Source organism: Microbulbifer halophilus (assembly GCF_026183675.1).
Classification (GTDB): domain Bacteria; phylum Pseudomonadota; class Gammaproteobacteria; order Pseudomonadales; family Cellvibrionaceae; genus Microbulbifer; species Microbulbifer halophilus.
On the sequence record NZ_JAPIVK010000046.1, the window covers coordinates 1 to 20,590 of the forward strand.

General features: G+C 63.9%; 13 protein-coding genes and 2 pseudogenes. 9 read left to right on the forward strand and 6 right to left on the reverse strand.

Annotated elements, in window-relative coordinates; genetic code table 11:
- The first annotated feature begins 114 nt into the window (after positions 1–114).
- The gene (locus OQE62_RS17380; protein WP_265723315.1) at positions 115–1,098 is read left to right on the forward strand and encodes a threonine/serine dehydratase; all 984 of its coding nucleotides are present in this window, start codon (positions 115–117) and stop codon (positions 1,096–1,098) included.
- Positions 1,099–1,169: 71 nt separating this feature from the next.
- Here OQE62_RS17380 and rlmKL read toward each other — a convergent pair whose 3' ends face one another.
- Positions 1,170–3,368 (reverse strand): bifunctional 23S rRNA (guanine(2069)-N(7))-methyltransferase RlmK/23S rRNA (guanine(2445)-N(2))-methyltransferase RlmL, encoded by a 2,199-nt coding sequence (gene rlmKL, locus OQE62_RS17385; protein ID WP_265723316.1) that lies wholly within the window; start codon positions 3,366–3,368, stop codon positions 1,170–1,172.
- Positions 3,369–3,623: 255 nt separating this feature from the next.
- Between rlmKL and rmf the strand changes: the two genes are divergently transcribed.
- Complete coding sequence (rmf, locus tag OQE62_RS17390; RefSeq protein ID WP_265723317.1) at positions 3,624–3,875, forward strand: ribosome modulation factor; 252 nt, start codon at positions 3,624–3,626, stop codon at positions 3,873–3,875.
- 36 nt (positions 3,876–3,911) lie between these two features.
- Here the strand turns inward: rmf and OQE62_RS17395 are convergent, their stop codons facing one another.
- Positions 3,912–4,940: a quinone-dependent dihydroorotate dehydrogenase gene (locus tag OQE62_RS17395; protein ID WP_265723318.1), complete on the reverse strand. Its 1,029-nt coding sequence runs from the start codon at positions 4,938–4,940 to the stop codon at positions 3,912–3,914.
- 337 nt (positions 4,941–5,277) lie between these two features.
- Complete coding sequence (locus OQE62_RS17400; protein ID WP_265723333.1) at positions 5,278–10,152, reverse strand: NAD-glutamate dehydrogenase; 4,875 nt, start codon at positions 10,150–10,152, stop codon at positions 5,278–5,280.
- Between the two features lie 307 nt (positions 10,153–10,459).
- Between OQE62_RS17400 and OQE62_RS17405 the strand changes: the two genes are divergently transcribed.
- The 7 genes and pseudogenes from OQE62_RS17405 to OQE62_RS19525 all read left to right on the forward strand — a co-directional run.
- A complete protein-coding gene (locus OQE62_RS17405) occupies positions 10,460–11,431 on the forward strand; it encodes an AAA family ATPase (RefSeq protein ID WP_265723319.1) in 972 nt (323 codons plus the stop codon).
- Between the two features lie 114 nt (positions 11,432–11,545).
- Positions 11,546–12,508, forward strand: a complete 963-nt coding sequence (locus OQE62_RS17410) for a DUF58 domain-containing protein (protein ID WP_265723320.1) — start codon at positions 11,546–11,548, stop codon at positions 12,506–12,508.
- Positions 12,509–12,593: 85 nt separating this feature from the next.
- The gene (locus OQE62_RS17415; RefSeq protein WP_265723321.1) at positions 12,594–13,163 is read left to right on the forward strand and encodes a DUF4381 domain-containing protein; all 570 of its coding nucleotides are present in this window, start codon (positions 12,594–12,596) and stop codon (positions 13,161–13,163) included.
- Complete coding sequence (locus OQE62_RS17420) at positions 13,156–14,229, forward strand: vWA domain-containing protein (protein ID WP_265723322.1); 1,074 nt, start codon at positions 13,156–13,158, stop codon at positions 14,227–14,229. Before OQE62_RS17415 ends, OQE62_RS17420 begins: the two co-directional genes overlap by 8 nt.
- Positions 14,226–16,079 (forward strand): VWA domain-containing protein, encoded by a 1,854-nt coding sequence (locus OQE62_RS17425; RefSeq protein WP_265723323.1) that lies wholly within the window; start codon positions 14,226–14,228, stop codon positions 16,077–16,079. The genes OQE62_RS17420 and OQE62_RS17425 overlap by 4 nt, the downstream gene beginning before the upstream one ends.
- Before the next feature lie 14 nt (positions 16,080–16,093).
- Positions 16,094–17,881, forward strand: a complete 1,788-nt coding sequence (locus OQE62_RS17430) for a BatD family protein (protein WP_265723324.1) — start codon at positions 16,094–16,096, stop codon at positions 17,879–17,881.
- Positions 17,882–17,915: 34 nt separating this feature from the next.
- Positions 17,916–18,041: pseudogene (locus OQE62_RS19525) on the forward strand (IS66 family transposase); the annotation flags it as partial.
- 263 nt (positions 18,042–18,304) lie between these two features.
- Here the strand turns inward: OQE62_RS19525 and tnpC are convergent.
- From tnpC to tnpA, 3 genes and pseudogenes are all read right to left on the reverse strand, one after another.
- Positions 18,305–19,908, reverse strand: a pseudogene (gene tnpC / locus OQE62_RS17435) (IS66 family transposase).
- A 26-nt stretch (positions 19,909–19,934) separates the two neighbouring features.
- Complete coding sequence (gene tnpB / locus OQE62_RS17440) at positions 19,935–20,291, reverse strand: IS66 family insertion sequence element accessory protein TnpB (protein ID WP_265723325.1); 357 nt, start codon at positions 20,289–20,291, stop codon at positions 19,935–19,937.
- The gene (tnpA, locus tag OQE62_RS17445; RefSeq protein WP_265723326.1) at positions 20,291–20,581 is read right to left on the reverse strand and encodes an IS66 family insertion sequence element accessory protein TnpA; all 291 of its coding nucleotides are present in this window, start codon (positions 20,579–20,581) and stop codon (positions 20,291–20,293) included. The genes tnpB and tnpA overlap by 1 nt, the downstream gene beginning before the upstream one ends.
- Positions 20,582–20,590: the final 9 nt, after the last annotated feature.

The window sequence follows — 20,590 nt, forward strand, 5'->3', positions numbered from 1 at the left end:
AGAAAAGCGGGCCCAGGCCGAGGGTGGGGAAGGCTGATCGCTTACAATTTTCCCGCAACGAAACAGCAGCTGCGAATTTCTGACAACAGTGCCCAGCTCGGTAACGGTGCGCCGATGACAGCCCCCCTTCCCCACGGATCCCCCACCGCGGCGGATATCGCCGCCGCCCGCAAAAATATTGCCGCGGCACTGGAGCCCACCCCCTGCCTGCGCAGCCGGCCGCTGGAAGAGCGGTTGGGCCGCCCCCTGTGGCTCAAGTGCGAGTTGCTGCAGCGCACCGGTTCCTTCAAACCCCGCGGCGTACTCAACTGGCTGGCCGGCGCCGCCCCGGACGAGCTGGCGCGGGGGCTGATTACCGTGTCCGCCGGCAACCACGGTATGGCCCTGGCCTGGGCCGGCGGCGAGCGGCGGATTCCGGTGACGGTGGTCATGCCCGAGGGCGCCAGCGCCTACAAGGTGGAGGCCTGCCGCGATTACGGCGCCGAAGTGCTATTGCACGACGATATCCACGCCGCCTGGGCCCACGCCCGGCAGCGGGCGCAGGACACGGGCGCGACACTGGTGCCGCCCTACGACCACCCGCGGATCATCGCCGGCCAGGGCACCGTGGGACTGGAGCTGCTCGACCAGCTGCCCGGACTGGACACGGTGATCTGCCCGGTGGGCGGCGGCGGGCTTATCTCCGGTATCGGCCTGGCGCTCAAGGCCGCCAAACCGCAACTCCGCCTGATCGGGGTCGAACCCGCCGGCGCCGCCACGCTGAAAAGCGCCTGGGACGCGGGCGGCCCGGTGGACCTGGAAAAACCGGCGACCCTGGCCACCAGCCTCGGCGCCAACCGCGCCGGCGAATGCACCTATCCGATCAGCCGCCAGGTGGTGGACGAGCTTGTTGCTCTGGAAGAAGACGCCATCGCCGCCGGCACCGAGCTGCTGCTGGGCAGCGGCAAGCTGTATGCTGAACCCGGCGGCGCCATTGCGGTGGCAGCCATCGCCAGCGATACCGTAATCCTCGGGGAAGATGAATACGTGGCGGCGGTGGTCAGCGGGGGAAATATGGAGAAGAAGGAACTGCTGAAATTGCTCTCCACAGCTCTTTGACGGTGCGCCCGGCGCACCCTACATGATGCCAATCATTGTGGGCCTCCGGGCAGGGTGCGCCGTGCGCACCATTAACCCTGAATCTTCCACACATTGTGAATTTTCGGATTGCGCTGGAAATCCTTGTCCAGCAGTGACAGCTTCTCCACCGAAAACTCTCCCTGAATATCCTCATCCATCCTGAAACTGCGCAGGTTGTTGGAAAACACCAGTGTGCCGCCGGGGGCCAGCAGCGCCATGCACTGGCGGATCAGCCTGCCGTGATCCCGCTGGATATCCAGCACGCCGCGCATTTTGGCGGAGTTGGAGAAGCTCGGCGGATCGAGGAAGATCAGGTCGTAGTGGCCGCGGCGGTTCTGCTGCGCGGATTCCAGCCACTGCAGGCAGTCCGCCTCCACCAGTTGATGGCGGTAAGGATCGAGATTGTTGCGGCGGAAATTGCGCGCGCTCCAGGACTGGTAGGTTTTCGACATATCCACGCTGGTACTCTGTTCACAGCCGCCCAGCGCCGCCTGCACCGTGGCGGTGCCGGTGTAACAGAACAGGTTGAGAAACCGGGCGCCGCGCCCCCGCTCGCGCATCTGTCCGCGGAGATAGCGTCGCACCGGCCGGTGGTCGAGGAAGAGGCCGGTATCCAGATAGGCCCGGAGATTCACTTCCAGTTGCGCACCGTACTCGTCGACCCACAGGGACTGGCCTTCGCCCTCCCCCTTGCGGTACTGGTCGCCCCCCTTGTGGCTCTGGCGGCGGCGCTCCTTGATGCTGATATTGCGTTGGGGGATTTCCAGCACTGTCTGGACCGCCCGCACCAGATGCCGCAGCCTTGCGCGCGCCTTGTCCTCGGGAATACTGGCCGGCGCGCGATATTCCTGCACATGGGCGAAGAGATTACCCTCCAGCGTGCGGTAGAGATCCACCGCGGCCGCGTATTCCGGCAGGTCGGCGTCGTATAGCCGGTAGCAGTCGATGCCGTTTTTCTTCGCCCACTTGCCGGTGGTGCGCAGGTTCTTGCGCAGCCGGTTGGCCACCATCTCCACTTCCGCGGGCAGTTGGGGGGCGGAATCCGTTGCCTCTTCATCTTCGCCGGATCGCGCGTGCACCTCGAACAGCAGCAACTGGCTGGGAATACTGCCGTTGTACAACTGGTATCGCTTGTGGGAACGCAAACCGGTAGCGAACCCCAGCTCCGGGTTGCCGGTAAAAATACCCACCTGCCAACCGGCAAACCCCGCCTTCAACTGGCGTCCCAGTTCGTCATAGGTCCCCCGCAGCGCCTCCTGCTCGCCCAGGCGCTCGCCGTAGGGCGGGTTGCTGAGCACCAGGCCGGGTTTGACCGGCCGGTGGCTCGGCACCTTGAAGGCCGCCACCGGGCGACAGCTGACCCGCACCTGGCGCTCCAGCCCGGCGCGGGCGATATTCGCCTCGGCGGCAAACAGGACCCGGGCGTCGGCGTCGTAGCCGCGGATCTCCGGCAGGGACCGCTCCAGCCCGGCGCGGCGGCGCTCCAGTGCCTCCTCCCGCAGGCGCAGCCAGATATCCGACTGGTGGTTGAGCCAGCGCTCGAAGCCGAACCCATCGCGCAGCAGGCCCGGGGCGTAATCCGCCGCCATCATGGCGCCCTCGATCAGGATAGTGCCGGAGCCGCACATGGGGTCCAACAGCGCCCCGCCCCGCTCTGCGATCTCCGGCCAGCCGGCGCGCAGCAACAGCGCCGCGGCCAGGTTTTCCTTCAGCGGCGCGGCGCCAATGTGGGTGCGGTAGCCGCGCTTGTGCAGGCTCTCGCCGCTCAGGTCGATGGCGATATCCAGTTTGTCGCGGTGGAGGCGCAGGGCCACGGTCAGGTCGGGATGATGCTTGTCCACCAACGGCCGCGCGCCGCTCTGGTGGCGCAGGCGGTCGACGATGGCATCCTTGGCTTTCTGGGCGCCGAACTGGCTGTTGCGGATTGCGCGGTTGGTGCCGGAAAACTGCAGCCAGAGCTTTGCCGCCGGGCTGATATGCTCCTCCCAGGGCAGCGCCGCCACGGCCCGGTAGAGATCTTCCGCATCGCCGATGCGCGCCTGTACAAGCCGCAGCAGTATGCGGTTCGCCAGTCGGCTCCACAGGCAACAGCGGTAAGCCAGTTCCAGGGACCCCGCAAAGCGCACCGACGCCGGCTGCTCGCGCAGCCCCGAGGCGCCCAAATCGTGCAGCTCGGCGGCCAGCAACCCCTCGAGCCCCTTGGGGCAGGTGGCGGTGAATGCCAGCTCGGCGGATGTAACGTCAGTCAAAATCGGGATTCCTTCTGTTCGCAGGCGCACAGGATTCCCCTTCTGCGCCGACAGCGATAATAAAATTCCGCGGCCTATGCGTACTGTATCTAGCGGCGATCATCTTCAGCGCCAATTGTTCTTTTACAGGCGCCCTGTTGTGTCATCTCGCGGCTGAGACACAGTGGCAACACGATCGTCATATTCACTAACCTTAGAGAGACGGAACAGGAAAGCCGCCGCTGTAAACACACCAGAGCCGAGGTGCTGTATAAGATGAAACGCCAAAAACGTAGCCAGTCCGATAGAGCCTTCTGCAAAGGTTACCTTGCCGCCACGGAAAACAAACCGCTGGAGAGCTGCCCCTACGCCAACGGCGACCGCCACCAGCAGTGGGTCAACGGCTGGCGCGACGGGCGGGAAGATTACTGGAACGGGTTTGGAGCCTCAACCAAAGCGCAGAAGCTGGAACAGTTCCGCACCCTGCAGCCGGAGGACCACCATCCGGACGGCTGGAGTACCGTCTGAGTCAGCGGGCAATGATCGGGTATCGATGATCAGTGCTCACTGCTTCCGGCGGGCCAGGGAAATCGCTTCGGCGGCCTCGCGGATTACCGCCGGCCCGCAGTAGATGAAGCCGGTGTAAATCTGCACCGCGGTGGCGCCGGCGCGGATTTTTTCCGCCGCCGAGTCGCCATCGAAAATACCGCCCACGCCGATGATCGGGATGCGGCCGCGCAGCTCCGCGGCCAGCTGTGCGATCACTTCCGTCGAGCGGTCGGCCAGCGGCGCGCCGCTGAGGCCGCCCTCTTCATCGCCGTGGGGCAGCTCACTGACGGCCGACTTGTCGACCGTGGTATTGGTGGCGATCACACCGTCAATCTCGAACTCACACAGGACCTCGGCGATAGCGGCGATGGCCTCGTCGTCCATGTCCGGGGCTATCTTGACCGCCACCGGAACGCGGCGATCGCTGACCTGCGCCAGGCGCTGCTGTTTTTCCTTTATCGCGCCGAGAAGCTGCCTGAGCCCCTCGCCGAACTGCAGGTCCCGCAGGCCCTTGGTGTTGGGCGAGGAGACATTGGCGGTGATGTAGTCCGCGTAGGGGTGGACCTTTTCCATGCACAGGCAGTAGTCGTCCGCGGCGCGCTCCACCGGCGTGTCGAAATTCTTGCCCACGTTGATACCCAGCACGCCGCCGTAGCGGCGGCGCTTGACGCGCTCCACCAGGTAGTCGACGCCCAGGTTGTTGAAGCCCATGCGGTTGATGATGCCGCCGGCCTCCTCAATGCGGAACAGGCGCGGCTGTGGGTTACCCGGCTGCGGGCGCGGGGTGACCGTGCCCACCTCGACAAAACCGAAGCCCAGCCCGCCGAGGCCATTGAAGGCCTGGGCATTCTTGTCCAGGCCGGCGGCCAGCCCCACCGGGTTGGGGAGCGTCAGGCCCATCAATTCCACCGGATCGTCGGCGACGGGCCTGGCGAACAGGGAGAGCAGCCGCAGGCGCTCGGCGGCGCCGATGGCATCGAGCGATAAGTAGTGGGCCCTTTCCGGGTCCAGCGCAAACAGGGCTTTGCGCAGGTGTTCGTACATGGTGTTCCTTTTTTAATCTGACCACCGGGGTCGGGCGCCGCCCCCCGGCCCCTCTCCCGGTGGGAGAGGGGAGCTATGTTGGAGACCATAGGGGCAAGCCGCCCCATCGAGCCTTATTAAGCCCCCGTACCAGTCCCCTCTCCCTCCGGGAGAGGGTTAGGGAGAGGGCTGGTTGTGGAAGCCGCATAAATTGAAGTGGCCACTCCACCCGCCCTCTCCCCCGGCCCCTCTCCCGGCGGGAGAGGGGAGCTATGTTGGAAGCCGCAGGGGCGAGCCGCCCCGTCGAGCCTTATTAAGCCCCGTGCCAGTACCCTCTCCCGGGGAGAGGGGAGCTATGTCATTCCGCCAGCGACTCGCGATCCGCCGTGGCATTGGCCAGGTACATCAGCTCGCGCAGCGCCACGGTGAACATGGCGAAATCGCCAATGGGGGCGGTTTTGAGTTCGCTCAGCATGCTGTTCCAGCGCTGGATCGCGGGCGCCATGATATCGCTCCAGCGGGTCATTGCGCCATCCACATCCAGGTCCGCTTCGCCAGCCAGGCGCAGGATATTGATCGCCAGGCTGCTCAGCTGGTTGTCCAGGTCATCCATGCTGGTCTCGCGGGCCTGGGCCTGCCAGAAGCTGTCCACCGGCAGGTCGATGATCTGGTTGCCGAACCAGTGCAGGTCCAGGGCGTCGGCGAGACGGAAGTAGACCCTCGCCACCTCTTCCACCGGCCGCTCGCTGGCGCGGGCGGATTCGGAAATCCCCAGGGCGGAATACAGATAGGTGGGCGATGCAGCCAGCAGCGCCACCTGCTCCGGTACATTGGCCTCCTGCAGGCTCTGGTAGCGGGATTCCCACTCGCGGTGCGGCTCGCCGCTGAGCACTTCCGGCAGCGCCTCGATTACCCGCTGCACCGACTTCCGGTACAGCTCCCGGTCCCCCGCCGGTTCCAGGTCGCTGCGGCGATTGCGGATGAGCCAGCGCGCGGCGCGGCGCACCCGGCCGATCATGGAGCTCATCAGCTCTATCTGCAGGCTGGCCGGCACCCGGTAGTCCAGCGCCGCCAGTTGATCGAGGAACTCCGGCATCAGGTAGACATCGCGGGCACAGATATAGGCCGCGGCGATAGTGTTGATATCGGCCCCGGTGGCGCCGCCGATGCGGTGGTAAAAGGTGATGCCCATGCTGTTGACCATCTCGTTGGCCACCTGGGTCGCGACTATCTGCCGGCGCAGCGGGTGGTCGTAGACCAGGTCGCGGTAGCGCGCCACCAGCTCGCCGGGGAAAGCGGATTCCACCGACTCCTGCACCCGCGGGTTGCCGGTGATCTCGGAATCGAGCAGTTCCTCTTTCAGTTTCACCTTCACGTAGGAGATCAGCACCGACAGCTCCGGGCGCGTCAGGTACTGGCCCCGATTCTGGCGCTCGGTGATCTGTTCGTTGTCGGGAATGAATTCCAGCGCGCGATTCAGGCGCCCCTCGCTCTCCAGCGCGTTGATGGTGCGGCGGTATTCGTCCAGGCGCTCGGACACCTGGTATTCCGCCACCGAGAGCGCGCGGGCCTGGTCGTAGTTGTTGTCCAGCACCAGCTCGGCCACGGAGTCGGTCATCTCTTCGAGCATCTGGTTGCGCTGCTTGCCGGTGAGATCGCCGTTGGCCACCACCTTGTCGAGCAGGATCTTGATATTGACCTCGTGATCCGAACAATCCACACCGCCGGCGTTGTCGATAAAGTCGGTGTTGCAGCGGCCACCGTTGAGCGCGAACTCGATGCGCCCGCGCTGGGTCATGCCCAGGTTGCCGCCCTCGCCAAACACCTTCGCGCGCAGTTCGTTGCCGTTGACGCGCAGGCTGTCATTGGACTTGTCGCCCACCTCGGCGTGGGATTCGGTACTGGCTTTGACATAGGTGCCGATGCCACCGTTCCAGATCAGGTCCACCGGCGCGCGCAGCAGCGCGCCGATCAGCTCGTTGGGGTTGAGCCGGTTTGCCTCGATGCCGAAGGCGGCCTTCATTTCCGGGGTGATATTGATCGACTTGGCGCGGCGCTCGAAAATGCCGCCGCCTTTGGAGATCAATTTTTTGTCGTAGTCCGTCCAGCTGGAACGCGGCATTTCGAACAGGCGCTTGCGCTCGGCAAAGCTGCTGGCCGCATCCGGGTCCGGATCGATAAAGATATGGAGGTGGTTGAAGGCCGCTTTCAGGCGGATATGTTCCGACAGCAGCATGCCGTTGCCGAACACATCGCCGGCCATATCGCCGACGCCGATCACGGAAAAATCCTCTTCCTGAACATTGAGACCCATCTCTCGGAAGTGGCGCTGCACCGAGACCCAGGCACCGCGGGCGGTAATGCCCATCTTCTTGTGGTCGTAGCCCTGGCTGCCGCCGGAGGCGAAGGCATCGCCGAGCCAGAAATCGTACTCGGCGGCAATGCCATTGGCGGTATCGGAAAAGGTCGCCGTGCCCTTGTCCGCAGCCACCACCAGGTAGGGGTCGTCCTCGTCGCGGCGCACCACCTGTTCCGGCGGCACCACTTCGCCGTCCTGCAGGTTGTCGGTGATGTCCAGCAGGCCGCGGATAAAGGTCTTGTAGCAGGCGATGCCAGCTTCCTGCATCGCCTCGCGACCGCCGCCGGATGGCGGGCGGCGCACCACGAAGCCGCCCTTGGCACCGCTGGGCACGATCACCGCATTCTTCACGTTCTGCGCCTTCACCAGGCCCAGTACCTCGGTGCGGAAGTCCTCCAGCCGGTCGGACCAGCGCAGGCCGCCGCGGGCCACCTTGCCGCCGCGCAGGTGCACACCCTCCACCTGCGGCGAGTAGACGAATATCTCGAACTCGGGCCGCGGCTCGGGGATTCCCGGAATGTCGCGCGGGCTGAACTTGATGGAGATATAGTCCTTGGGCTCGCCGTCGGCATCAGTCTGGAAAACGTTGGTGCGCAGTGTGGCCAGGATCAGCTCCAGGTAGCGGCGGATCACCTGATCCTCGTTCAGGTTGTCGACACTGTCGAGACCGTCGTGAATCTTCTGGATCAACCGATCCACACGGGTCTGCCCCTCACTCTTGGAACCGCTGATACGCGGATCGAACATGGCGCGGAACAGCGCCACCAGGTTGCGGGTGATCTCCACGTGGTTGGCCAGGGTGCGCGCGATATAGGGCTGGCTGGCGCTGAACTTGGTCTGCTTCAGGTAGCGGGCGTAAGCGCGCAGCATCGAGACTTCGCGCCAGTTCAGGCGCGCCGCCAGCACCAGGCGGTTGAAGGCGTCGCTCTCGGCCACGCCGCTCCAGATGGCGGCGAAGGCATCCTGGAACAGGTTGCGGGAGGCCTGGGCATCGACACGGGTGGGCAGGCCGAATTCCAGGTGGAATTCGTGCATCCACACCTCGGTCTTGCCGGACGGACGGATGGTGTAGGGAAATTCGCCAATCACCCGCAGCCCCAGGTGCTCCAGCACCGGGATCACATCGGACAGGGTCAGCCCGCGCCCCCAGTGGAATACCTTGAAGCGCAGGCTGCCCGCGGACGCTCCCACCGGCTGGTAGAAACTCATGGCGACGCGGTTGTCGGCGTCCAGGTCGGCGATCGCCGATACATCCTGTACCGCGATACGCGGCTCGAAATCCTCGCGGTAACCGGCGGGAAAGGCGTGGCCGTAAATACTGAAGAGCCGGCTGCCCTCCTCTTCGCCGCTGCTTTCGATCAGGGATTTCTGGAATACGCCTTCCCAGGAACGGGTGATATCCACTATTTGCGCCTCCAACTGCGCTACGTCAATGTCCACCGGCTCGCTGGGGGAAACGCGAAACACGAAATGTACCCGCGCGAGGATGGATTCGGAAAACCAGGTGGTGAAATCGGAATCGCGGGCGCGCACGGCCCGGGCGATATGCGCGCAGATCTGCTCGCGCACGGTGCTGTTGAACTGCTCCCGCGGCACATACACGGTGGCGGTGACAAACTTGCCGAAGGGATCCCGGCGCAGGAACAGGCGGATACGCGCGCGCTCGTTCATGCTGAGCACGCCCATCACCGTGTGGAACAGCTCTTGGGTATTGCTCTGGAAGAGTTCGTCGCGCGGGAAAGTGTCGAGAATGCGGCGCAGCGCCTTGCCGTCGTGGCTGTGCGGATCCAGGCCGCTGGACTCCATCACCGATGCCATCTTGCGGCGGATGATGGGAATCTTGGCCGGACTCTCGGTGTAAACCGGCGAGGTATAGAGCCCCATGAAGGCGGATTCGCCGATCACCTCGCCGTCGGCGTCGTAGCGCTTGACGGTCACGTAATCGGAGTAAGCGGCGCGATGCACCCGCGATTTGACCGACGACTTGGCGAATGTGAGAAAGTTGGGGCCCTGGTAGAAGCGCTGCTTGCCCTCGTTGAAGGCCGCCTCCGGCGTCGGCTCCGCCGGTTCCTCCAGCTTCTTGAAAGTCCCCAGGCGGCGCTGCTCCACTTCGCACAGCACCTTTTTGTCCCCCTGCTGGCAAAACTCGTACTCGCGGTAACCGAGGAAGGTGAAATTGCCGTCGCGCATCCACTGCAGGAAGGCGCAGGCCTCCTGCTGGTTGGCGTCGTCGGCCAGGCCGGTGTACAGCTGGTCTTCCATGGCGCTGCAGGCGTCGAGCATGGGCAGGTAGTCGTCCACCACCAGCTCCACATCACCGAGCACATCCTCGAGGGTCGCGCTCAGCGAGGAAGCAAATGAGGAGGAAGTGTCGAGGTTGATCTCCACGTAGACCAATGCCTCACCGGCGGCCGAGATGTCGCCTGCGTCGACACTGCAATGGCGCGGCAACAGCCGCTGCAACCGGCCGCGCTTGTTGCGCTCCACCTGCATCACGGTGCTCTTGATCGAGTGGATCACGGTGTCGCGACGGTTGATCTCCATGCGCACGGAATCCACCAGGAAGGGCATATCCCGCTGCAACACACCCACCACCGTGTGGGCACACTGCCAGCCATCTCCCTCGAGACGCGGATTGAACACCCGCACCTTGGGCCTGCTGCCACTGCGTTGCTGGATAAAATCCCACCAGGTGTAAATACAACCGTAGACATCTGCCAGTCGCCGGCCGACCAGGTCTTCCAGCGGATACTGGTGCAGGAACTGCTCGGCGAACGTCACCACCGGCTCCGCCTCTTCCGCCAGCCTGTCCCGAATCAGTGCGCTGATCTGATCCACCAACTCCTCGCGGCTGTCGGTTATTACCGTCGCCATATTCACGGGGAACCTCCCAAATTCATTTTTTTCCCATCGGTTCTGTATACCCCAGACCCGAAAACATAACTGTCAGTGGCCCGGCCGCACGCCGGGCCCGGACTCTCCGCCAGCCCCATACTGGCTGGCGAACTGGTTGAACTTTGTACTGGCTCAGCGGTCTACCGCCTTCTCGATGGTTGCCACTGGCGCGAACGCCGCTAAAATCAACACGCCCATCCGCGATGGCGGCGACTATATATAAAGATGGTAGATAGCCGGTATCCTCGCGGGCGGGCGCAGGAACATTCTCAACAGAAGTGACACTATGGAAGCGAACCGGAACATCAGGGACAGCATCATTTCCCTGGGCGACTGGCTGGAACAGCAGATTATCGGCCAGGAGACCCTGGTCAATCGGATACTGATCGCCCTGCTGGCGGACGGCCACCTGCTGGTGGAAGGCGCGCCGGGGCTGGCCAAGACCAAGGCAATCAAGACACTGGGCGAGGCTATTGAGGGTGATTTCCATCGCGTCCAATTTACGCCGGATCTGTTGCCGGCAGACATTACCGGCACCGATATCTACCGACCGGAAACCGGAGAGTTCCATTTTCAACCGGGGCCGGTGTTCCACAACCTGGTGCTGGCCGATGAAATCAACCGCGCGCCGGCCAAGGTGCAGTCGGCGCTGCTGGAGGCCATGGCGGAACGCCAGATCAGCGTGGGCCGAAAGACCTATCCGCTGCCTGACTTGTTCCTGGTGATGGCAACACAAAACCCGATAGAACAGGAAGGAACCTATCCGCTGCCAGAGGCACAATTGGACAGGTTCCTCATGCAGGTGAATCTTGCCTATCCGGGTGCCGAGGCGGAAGCGAAAATTCTGCGCCTGGCCAGATCCGAGGCAAGCCTTGGCGAAAATCGCCCTTCCGAAGAGATTGCCCAGGACACCGTTTTTCGCGCCCGCCAGCAGGTTCTGGAAATGCAGATGGTCGAGGCGGTGGAAACTTATATTGTCCAGCTCATCATCGCCACCCGCGAGCCGGCGAAGTATGACAGCGAGCTGGCATCCTGGCTAGATTTTGGCGCCAGCCCTCGGGCCACCATCGCCCTGGACCGCTGTGCCCGCGCCCGCGCCTGGCTCGCCGGGCGCGACTTCGTCACTCCGGACGATGTGATGGACGTGGCCCCGGACATCCTCCGCCACCGCCTGCTACTCAGCTTCGAGGCGGAAGCCGCCGGCGTCACCGCCGACCAGGTGATCGCGCGGCTGTTGCAGCAAGTGCCGGCGATCTGATTCGGGACCAGGCACTGGGGTAGGATGCGCCGTGCGCACCGCCCATCAACGTCAAGTCGAAAGATTAGCTCCCCTCTCCCCTTGGGAGAGGGCCGGGGGAGAGGGCAAAGAATTTTGCACGAAGTATTGAACCAGACAGCCCCGCAACTCCGCGGCGCCTACCCCGAGGTGGAGCCCCTGGTGCAACTGCGCTACGCCGCCCGCCAACTGCAGCTGTTCAAACCCCGGCTGGCCAGGGCCGACCAGGCCGGCAGCCTGCTGACCCGCTACCGCGGCCGCGGCATGAACTTCGAGGAAGTCCGCTACTACCAGCCCGGCGACGATGTACGCTCCATCGACTGGCGCGTAACCGCCCGCACTGGCAAGACCCACACCAAGCTCTACCAGGAGGAGCGCGAGCGCCCGGTAGTCATCCTGCTGGACCTGCGCTCGCCGATGTTTTTCGGCAGCCGCCAGGCCTTCAAATCCGTGGCCGCCAGCGGCATCGCCGCCGCCCTCGGCTGGGCCGGCCTGCAACACAGCGACCGCGTCGGCGCGGTACTGTTCGCCGACGACGATATCGACACAGTGCGCCCGCGCCGCAGCCACCACTCGGTGCTGGCTATGATCCACAAACTGGTGGAGCGCGCCGGCAACCTCGACAGCCCGGTGGCCGCAGACGGCTGCCAGCCGCTGAAAACCCTGCTGGAAGAAGCCCGCCGCATCGCCCGCCCCGGCAGCGCCCTCTTCCTGATCAGCGACTGTCACGATCTGGACGAGAGCTGCGCCCAGCCACTCTACCTGCTGACGCGCAACACGGACCTGCAGGTACTGCGCATCACCGATCCACTGGAACGCCATCTGCCCGACCAGTCCCTGACCATTTCCGACGGCCGCCACCGCACCTTCCTCAACGCCGGCAGTCGCCCGCTGCGCGAACACTTTGCCGATAGCCAGGCCCTGGCGCGCGAGGAGGTCGAGCAACTCTGCCGCCGCCACCGCCTGCCGTTGATGGATTTCGACAACACACGACCGATTGTTCCGGCACTGCTTTCTGTTTACGGTTCGCGGCAACAGAACAGGAGGTCGACGCCGTGATTGGACTCCGCGTAGGGTGCGCCGCATATCTCCCCTCTCCCTTTGGGAGAGGGGCCGGGGGAGAGGACTGTCGGGGAGGCCGCCAATGGTGAAAATACTCCCCATGCAACAACAACCCGCGCCGCCCCAACTTTCCCCCGAGGAAAAAGAACTGCTGGCGCAACTGCACGACATCCACGAACCGGCCCCCATCGGCTGGTGGCCGCCCGCGCCCGGCTGGTGGCTCCTCGCCGCTTTGACCCTGGCCGCGATTGCCGCCGCCCTGCTGTGGCTGCGCCGCCGCAGACAGCGCCGCGAACAGAACCGCTACCGCGAGGAAGCCGTGCGCCTGTTACAGGCAATAAACCCGGCTGACACAGGCGCTACCCAGGATATCAACGAGATACTGAAACGGGTCGCCGTCACTACCTTCGGCCGCGCCCGCTGCGGCAACCTGATCGGCCGCCAGTGGCTGGGGTTTCTCGGCAACACGGCCGATATCGACTGCCCGGACGAGGCGGAAAAAGCCCTGCTGGAACATCTCTATCGAGACGACCATCCCGACGAGACCGGCAACCGGGCATTGCGGGATTACGCCGTCGCCTGGGTGCAATCCCACTCCACGGAGACAGACACAAAACGACAGGCGGCCACAACGGAGGCGCAGCGTGTTTGAATTCGCCTGGCCCTGGGTCTTCGCGCTGCTGCCGCTGCCGCTGCTGGCGCGCGGCCTGCTGCCCCGTGCCAAGCCGCTCAGCAGCGCACTGAAAGTGCCTTTCTATGCCGAGCTTTCCCAACACGGCGGCGGCAGCCCCAGCAATCTCCTGAACCTTGCGCTGATGACGGTGATCTGGGTTCTGCTGATCGCGGCGGCCGCACGCCCCCAGTGGTACGGAGAACCCATCACCCAGACCAGCAGCGCCCGCGACCTGCTGGTGGCCGTGGATATCTCCGGCAGCATGGAAACACCGGACATGCTGCTGAACGGCCGCCCCGCCATGCGCATCAAGGCGGTGAAAGATGTGGTCGGCGACTTTGTCGAACGCCGCAAGGGCGACCGCCTGGGCCTGGTGCTGTTCGGCACCCGCGCCTACCTGCAGGCTCCCTTGACCTTCGACCGCGAGACAGTGGACACGCTGCTGCAGGAGGCACAAATCGGCTTCGCCGGCCAGGGCACTGCCATCGGCGATGCCATCGGTCTGTCGGTCAAGCGACTCACCCAGCGGCCCGCCGAACAGCGTGTGCTGATCCTGCTGACCGACGGCGCCAACACCGCCGGCGAAGTCTCGCCATTGAAAGCCGCGGAACTGGCCCAGCAGGCCGGCATCACCGTCTACACCGTCGGTATCGGCGCCGAGGAGATGGTGCAGCCCGGCCTGCTCGGCAGCCGATTCGGCGCCCGGCGCATCAACCCCTCCCGCGACCTGGACAGCGAGACCCTGCAGGCCATCGCCGACAAAACCGGCGGCCGCTACTTCCGCGCCCACAACCCGGAAGAGCTGGCGCAGATCTACCGCGAGCTGGATAAACTGGAACCCGTGGAACAGGAAGCCGCCAGCTACCGCCCACTGAAATCCCTGTATATCTGGCCGCTGGGCGCCGCCCTGCTGCTGGCCCTCCTCTGGGCGGCCGCGCCGCTACTGGGCACCGCAACCGCGAAGCTCCGGCTCACCCCTGGGCGCGCCGAGCTCCAGCTCGGCAAGGCGGGCCTGCGGCCCGCCCACCGGAGGAAGACGACATGAACCTCTTCACCGACCTCCACCAGTTCCACTTCCTGCGCCCCGCGTTGCTGTGGCTGCTGATTCCCACCGCCCTGCTCTGCTGGGCCCTGGCCCGCACCGTCATCAACAGCGGCCAGCTGCAGAAAGTCATCGACGCCGACCTGCTCCCGCACCTGCTGCTCCGCGGCGGCGCCAAGCGCCCCTGGCTGTTCGGCCTGATCTTCGCCTTACTGGCCGCCGCGATCATCGCCCTGGCCGGCCCCGCCTGGCGCAAACTGCCGACCCCCGTCTACAGCAACCAGGATGCCCTGGTCATCCTGCTGGACCTGTCGCCGTCGATGATGGCCACCGACCTGTCGCCGGATCGACTGACCCGCGCGCGCCTGAAAATCCTCGATATCCTGCGCCAGCGGGAAGACGGCCTCACCGCCCTGGTCGCCTACGGTGGCGAGGCCCATATCGTCACACCGCTGACCGAAGACACCGACACCATCGCCAACCTGGTGCCATCGCTGTCGCCATCGATCGTGCCGGTGCCCGGCAGCAATATCGAAATGGCCGTGGAAACCGGCATCCAGCTATTGAAAGACGGCGCCAGCGGCCGCGGCCAACTGCTCGCCATCACCGACGGCATCGACGAAACGGCACTCGACACCGTCGCCGGACTGGTCGCTAGCCAGGACTTCAGCCTGTCCATTCTCGCCGTCGGCAGCGACGAGGGCAGCCCCATTCCCCGTGGCGACAGCGGCGGCTTTGTCACCGACAACAACGGCTCCATCATCATTGCCGATTTCGATGCCGGCCAACTGGGCAAACTGGCCCGCGACAGCGGCGGCCAGTTCGCCGAGATCAGCGTCACCGACGGCGATATCGCCGCACTGTTGCCAAAAGGCGACACACCGGAACAGGCACAACTGACCGAGCGCGAATTCGACCAGTGGCGCGAGGAAGGCCCCTGGCTGCTCCTGCTTTTGCTGCCGGTCGCCGCCCTGCTGTTCCGCCGCGGCGCTCTCGCCTGCGCCCTGCCCTTCGCCTTCCTGTTGCTGCCACCAACACCGACACAGGCGGCCGAAAACGACCTGTGGCTGCGCGACGATCAGCGGGCGACACAACTGCTGGAAGAAGGCAAGGCCGACCAGGCGGCAAAGACTTTCAAAAACCCCCAGTGGCGCGGCACCGCCAATTACCGCGCCGGCGACTATCCCGCGGCACAGAAAGACTTCGCCCAGAGCGGCGACGCCCGGGACCTGTACAATCTCGGCAACAGCCTGGCGCAACAGGGCCGCTACAGTGAAGCCATCGAGGCCTACGACGAGGCCCTGAAACAGCAACCGCAGATGGCCGACGCCGAGCACAACCGCGACATAGCCCGAAAGCTGAAGGAGCTGCAGGAAAAGCAGCAGCAACAGGAGCAACAACAGTCCGGCCAGGATCAACAACAGAAACAGGACCAGAAGCAACAGCAATCCGATCAGGGCCAGCAGCAACAACAGCAGAATCAGCAACAGGACCAGCAGAACGCCGGCTCACAGAACGACCAGCAGTCCCAGGGCTCCCCCCGGGACCAGCAATCCGACGAGCAACCCCAGAACGGCGAACAACAACAGAACGCCGAACAGCAACGGCAACAGGGACAACCGGAGAACGGCGAAGAGCAGGAACAACAAGGCGAACAACAACGGGCCAAAGCCCGGGAAAGCGACCTGGACCCGGAAACCCAGCAGGCCCTAGACCAGTGGCTGCGCCAGATCCCCGACGACCCGGCCGGCCTGATGCGCGAGAAATTCAAGTACGAAAGCCTGCAACGCCGCCGCGCCTACCGCAGCGGCGAATGGCAGCCACCGGAAAACGGCGCCAGCCAGAGGTGGTAGGAATGGAAAGCGGAATGATAAACGTTGACACCAGAATCAGCCCCGTACACTCCCCTCTCCCTTCGGGAGAGGGGCCGGGGGAGAGGGCCCCCAGGGCCGGGAACGCAGTAGGAGCGGCCCATGGCCGCGATCGGACCGGCTATACCCACTGGGCAATCCGCGCCCTACAGGCCCTCCTGATCCTGCTACTGGCCACCACCGCCCAAGCCGCCGACCAACTCACCGCCACCGTCGACCGCAACAAAATCGGTATCGACGAAACCCTCAAGTTGCGCCTGCGCTACTCCGGTGACGAAAACGGCGGCCGGCCGGACTTCAATCTGCTGGAACAGGACTTCGACATTCTCTCCCGCCAGCAGTCCAACCAGTACCGCGTCATCAACGGCCGCGCCGAGAGCTTCGTCGAATGGATGCTGACCCTGGCCCCCAAACGCGAGGGCAAACTGTTCGTTCCCTCCCTCCACTACCAGGGCGCCGTCTCCGATGCAATTCCGATCACCGTCACCGAACCCGGCTCGAGCCCCAATACCGGCGAAGATCGCCAGGCCTTCCTGGAGGTCGAGTTGGACAAGGAGAAAGTGCACGTACAGGAACAACTGCTGGTCAAAGTGCGCCTCTACACCACTGTCGGCCTGCACGATATCGCCACCGAGCCGCTGAAGGTCCCCGGCGCCCACGTGGAAAAAGTGGACGAACAGCGCTACGAACGCCGCATCAACGGCGTCGGCCACGCCGTCTACGAACTGACCTACGCCATCTTTCCCGAAAGCTCCGGCAAACTGACCATCCCGGCCCTCAGCTATGTCGCCGTCGCCGGCCGCCGGGATCCCTTCTCCCTGTTCAACCGCAACACCCAACGGTTGCGGCTACGCTCACAACCGCGAAGCCTGGAAGTACTGCCCAAGCCCGACAGCTACAGCGGCGCCAATTGGCTACCGGCCGCCAGCCTCGGCATAGTGCAGAGCTGGAGCAAGGACCCGCAGACCTTCACCGTGGGCGAACCGATCACCCGTATCGTCACCCTGCGCGCCGAGGGTTTGCGCGCGGCCCAGTTACCACCGCTGCCGAAGCTCAATGTGGAAGGCCTGAAGACCTACCCGGACCAGCCGCAGCAGGATGACCAGTTGGGCCAGAGCGGTATTATCGGCAGCCGTATAGAAACCACCGCCATCGTCGCCACTAAACCCGGGGACTACCAGCTTCCAGCTGTTACCGTAACCTGGTGGGACACCAAAACCGGCCGCCAGCGGGCAACCCAACTGCCTCCGTTTCGCTTTACGGTGGCCGGCGCGGCGACAGGCGCAATGCAGGAGCCTGACCAGACAGCCGATCTGCAACCGAACGGGACCACTGCAACGGACCAGAGCCAGTTCTGGCGCAACCTGGCTATTGTCGCCCTGGCCTCACACCTGCTGTGGTTGCTGTATTTCTTCCGCCAGCGAGGTGTCCGAAGCCCAATGCCCGGCTCAGCAAAGCCGCTGCCAAATGCCGAACAACAGGCCCGAGCGCTGGAGCGGGCTGTAGAAACCGGCGATCCCACCCAAATCCAGGAAGCCGCCCTAAACTGGCTGCACACCCGCTGGCCCCAGGTAACGGGCAACAGCCTCGGTGAGGTCAATCGGGAACTGAACTTCGAAGAGCTGGAAAAATTGCAGGAACTGCTCGATGCAGCCCTCTACCTAACGCCATCAAGACCACTAAACAAACAGCAGATGCAAATCTTGGTGAACCGCCTGCTCAAGCGCAAACTACTGGAAAAGAGCGCAGAAGAGGACAAGCCACTGCCGGATTTGTTTGTCTAGCCTGTGCTGTCAGTCAACGGAGGCTAAGAAGGATCGGCTCTTCCGAAGCAACCGTAAACCCCACCTGGGCTGTTGGGCCCATGCGCGACGCAAATTTATCGAAGCCCAGAAGGTTGCCAGTAGCAAGAACAAAAAGTCGAAGGGCAAAGACAAAAAATCGGGTAGGAGGCGGGGTTACCCCCGCCGTCCTCCCACACCACCGGGCATACGGTTCCGTACCACGGCGGTTCCTGCTTCCCGATACCGGGCGAGCTTCGTTTCGTTGTTTATTCGCCTGACGATCGACAAACACTTCGACGGCCTTGGGAGTTCCGCCCCCTCAGCAATTGTCGAGAGCCCTCTTTCGAGGCATTTGCTCCAATCTTTCAGAGAGATAAACCGACTATCCACTCATAGCAGATTCAGCCCTTCAGTTGTAAGCGATCAGTCTTCCCCACCGTCGGCCTGAACCGATTTTTCTGTTAGCGCCACTTCCCTGGCATTCCACGGCAGCAGTGCCTCGATGGCCTCCACGGTGTCCGCTGCGGCAGTTCGGTGTAAACGCGACGGAGATAGTCGTAGGGTTCAAGGTCATTGGCCTTGGCGGTTTCTATCAGGCTGTAAAGCGCTGCACTGGCTGTCGCCCCCTTGGCGGTATCGCTGAAGAGCCAGTTCTTTCGGCCGATCACGAACGGGCGTATGGCGTTCTCGGCCTTGTTGTTGTCGATATTGAGGCGGCCATCTTCTGCGTAGACGCAGAGCTTCTCCCAGTTTTTCTGCAGGTAGGACAGGGCCTTGCCCAGGGCTGTTTTCGGCAGCGCTTTTGGCAGCTCTTTGTCGAGCCAGGCTCGCAGTTTCTCAAGGACCGGCAGGCTCTGGTCCTGGCGGAGTTGGTGCCGTTCCTCCGGGGAGAGGTCTTTGCTTTTGCGCTCGATGCCGTAGAGGTGGCCGATATAGTTGAGGGCGATATCGGCTTTGTTGGGCCGTTTTTGCTTGTTTTTGTCTTTGCCTTTCGATTTCTTGTTCTTGTTGCTGTTGGCAACCTTCTGGGCGTCGATAAACTTGCGTCGCGCGTGGGCCCAACAGCCCAAGTGGGTGATGGCTTTTTCGGTGCCCACTGCGTGGTAGCCGGCGTAGTCGTCGGTTTGTAGGTAGCCGTTGAAGCCCGACAACAGGGTGTTGGCCGCCTCCCCACTGCGGCTGGGGTGGTAGTCATAGAGCACCACGGGGGCATCCGGGCGTCCGCCAAGGCGGACCCACATGTAGGATTGGCTGCCGGGCGGTCTGTCTGGCTCCTTGAGGGCTTGTACCGGCGTTTCATCGCACTGGATGCAGGGGCCGTCCTGCAAACTGTCTTCCAGGAGGTTGAGCAGGGGCTGTACCAGCTGATTGCAGCGGAGGATCCAGCTGGCCAGGGTGTTGCGGGGCAGGTCCACGCCAATGCGGTGGAAGATCTGTTCCTGGCGGGCCAGCGGCAGGGCGTCCTGGTACTTGGCCACGGTGATCTGGGCCAGCAGGCCCGGGCTGGCGTTGCTTCTGGGGAGGGGTTGGGCCGGCAGCGGGGCAATTTTGACGCCGCATTCACAGGCTTTGCAGGCGTACTTCTTGCGGGCGTGCTGTATCACCCGGATCTTGGCCGGGATGATGTCCAGTTGCTCGCTGGTGTCCTCGCCGATCTCCCGCATCTGGCAACCGCAGTCACAGGTCTTCTCTGCTTCGGGGAGGTCGTGCTCCCGGCGTACCCGGGGCAGGTCTGCCGGGAGCCGCTGACGGCCGGGCGCCTTCTTGCGGGAAAGAGTGGGAGATTGGGTGGCGGGCGCTTCCGGAGGCTCTGCGTCTGCCTCGACCTCCGCTTCATCGAAGAAGCCGAGCTGGTTCGAGGCCTGTTCGCTGCTGCTGGCGAAGCGCTTGTCACGCATCAGCAGGATCTGCTCTTCGAGCAGACGGATGCGCTGCTGCTTCTGCTGCAACTGTGTTTGCTGTTGCAGCAGAAGCGTTTTCAGCGCATTGACATCGTCGGGGAGTTGCTCGGCGGCCTGCTCAGTCATGGCCGCCATTGTATCGCAGGATCCGGCTAGGTGACCGAGTCAAACTGGAGAGATTGGTGGGGCTTTTGGCACCAGATATTCAGGCCGTCGAGGAGCTGGTTCAGCTCGCGGCCACTGCGCTTGTGGTAGGTGAAGTCGTCCTCCCGCGACCAGCAGAAGCGCTGTTTCTCCAGCCGCTTGTACCAGACCACGAAGCCGTTGCGCTCCCAGTACAGCAGCTTGATCTTGTCCCGGCCGCGGTTGCAGAACACGAAGAGGGCCTGCTGGGCCAGTGACAGTTCCATCTCCTGTTCGACCAGCGCTGCCAGGCCGTCGATGGACTTGCGCATATCCACCGGCGCCATGTACAAGTAGACCTGTGCCGACTGCCTTGGCCGCAGCATCAGGCCTGCTCCCGGATGAGGCGCCAGATCAGCGGCAGGGTCTGTTCCAGGGCCGATGCCGGCAGCTGCATATGTATACCACCGGGCAGGGCCAGCTCCACCGGGGCATCCTGGACTGGCATCGAGACCGGCACCAGTTTGCGCCGGCCCTTGTTCTGCTTGTTGCGCCAGTAGGTGAAGGTGCTGAGCTTCAGGTCGTGCCGCTGGCAGTAGGCTGTCTGGGACAGGCCGCTGCCCTTCCAGGCGTCGATGTGCTGCTGCCAGAAATCGGATTTGCTCTCGGTACTCATGTGGATCTC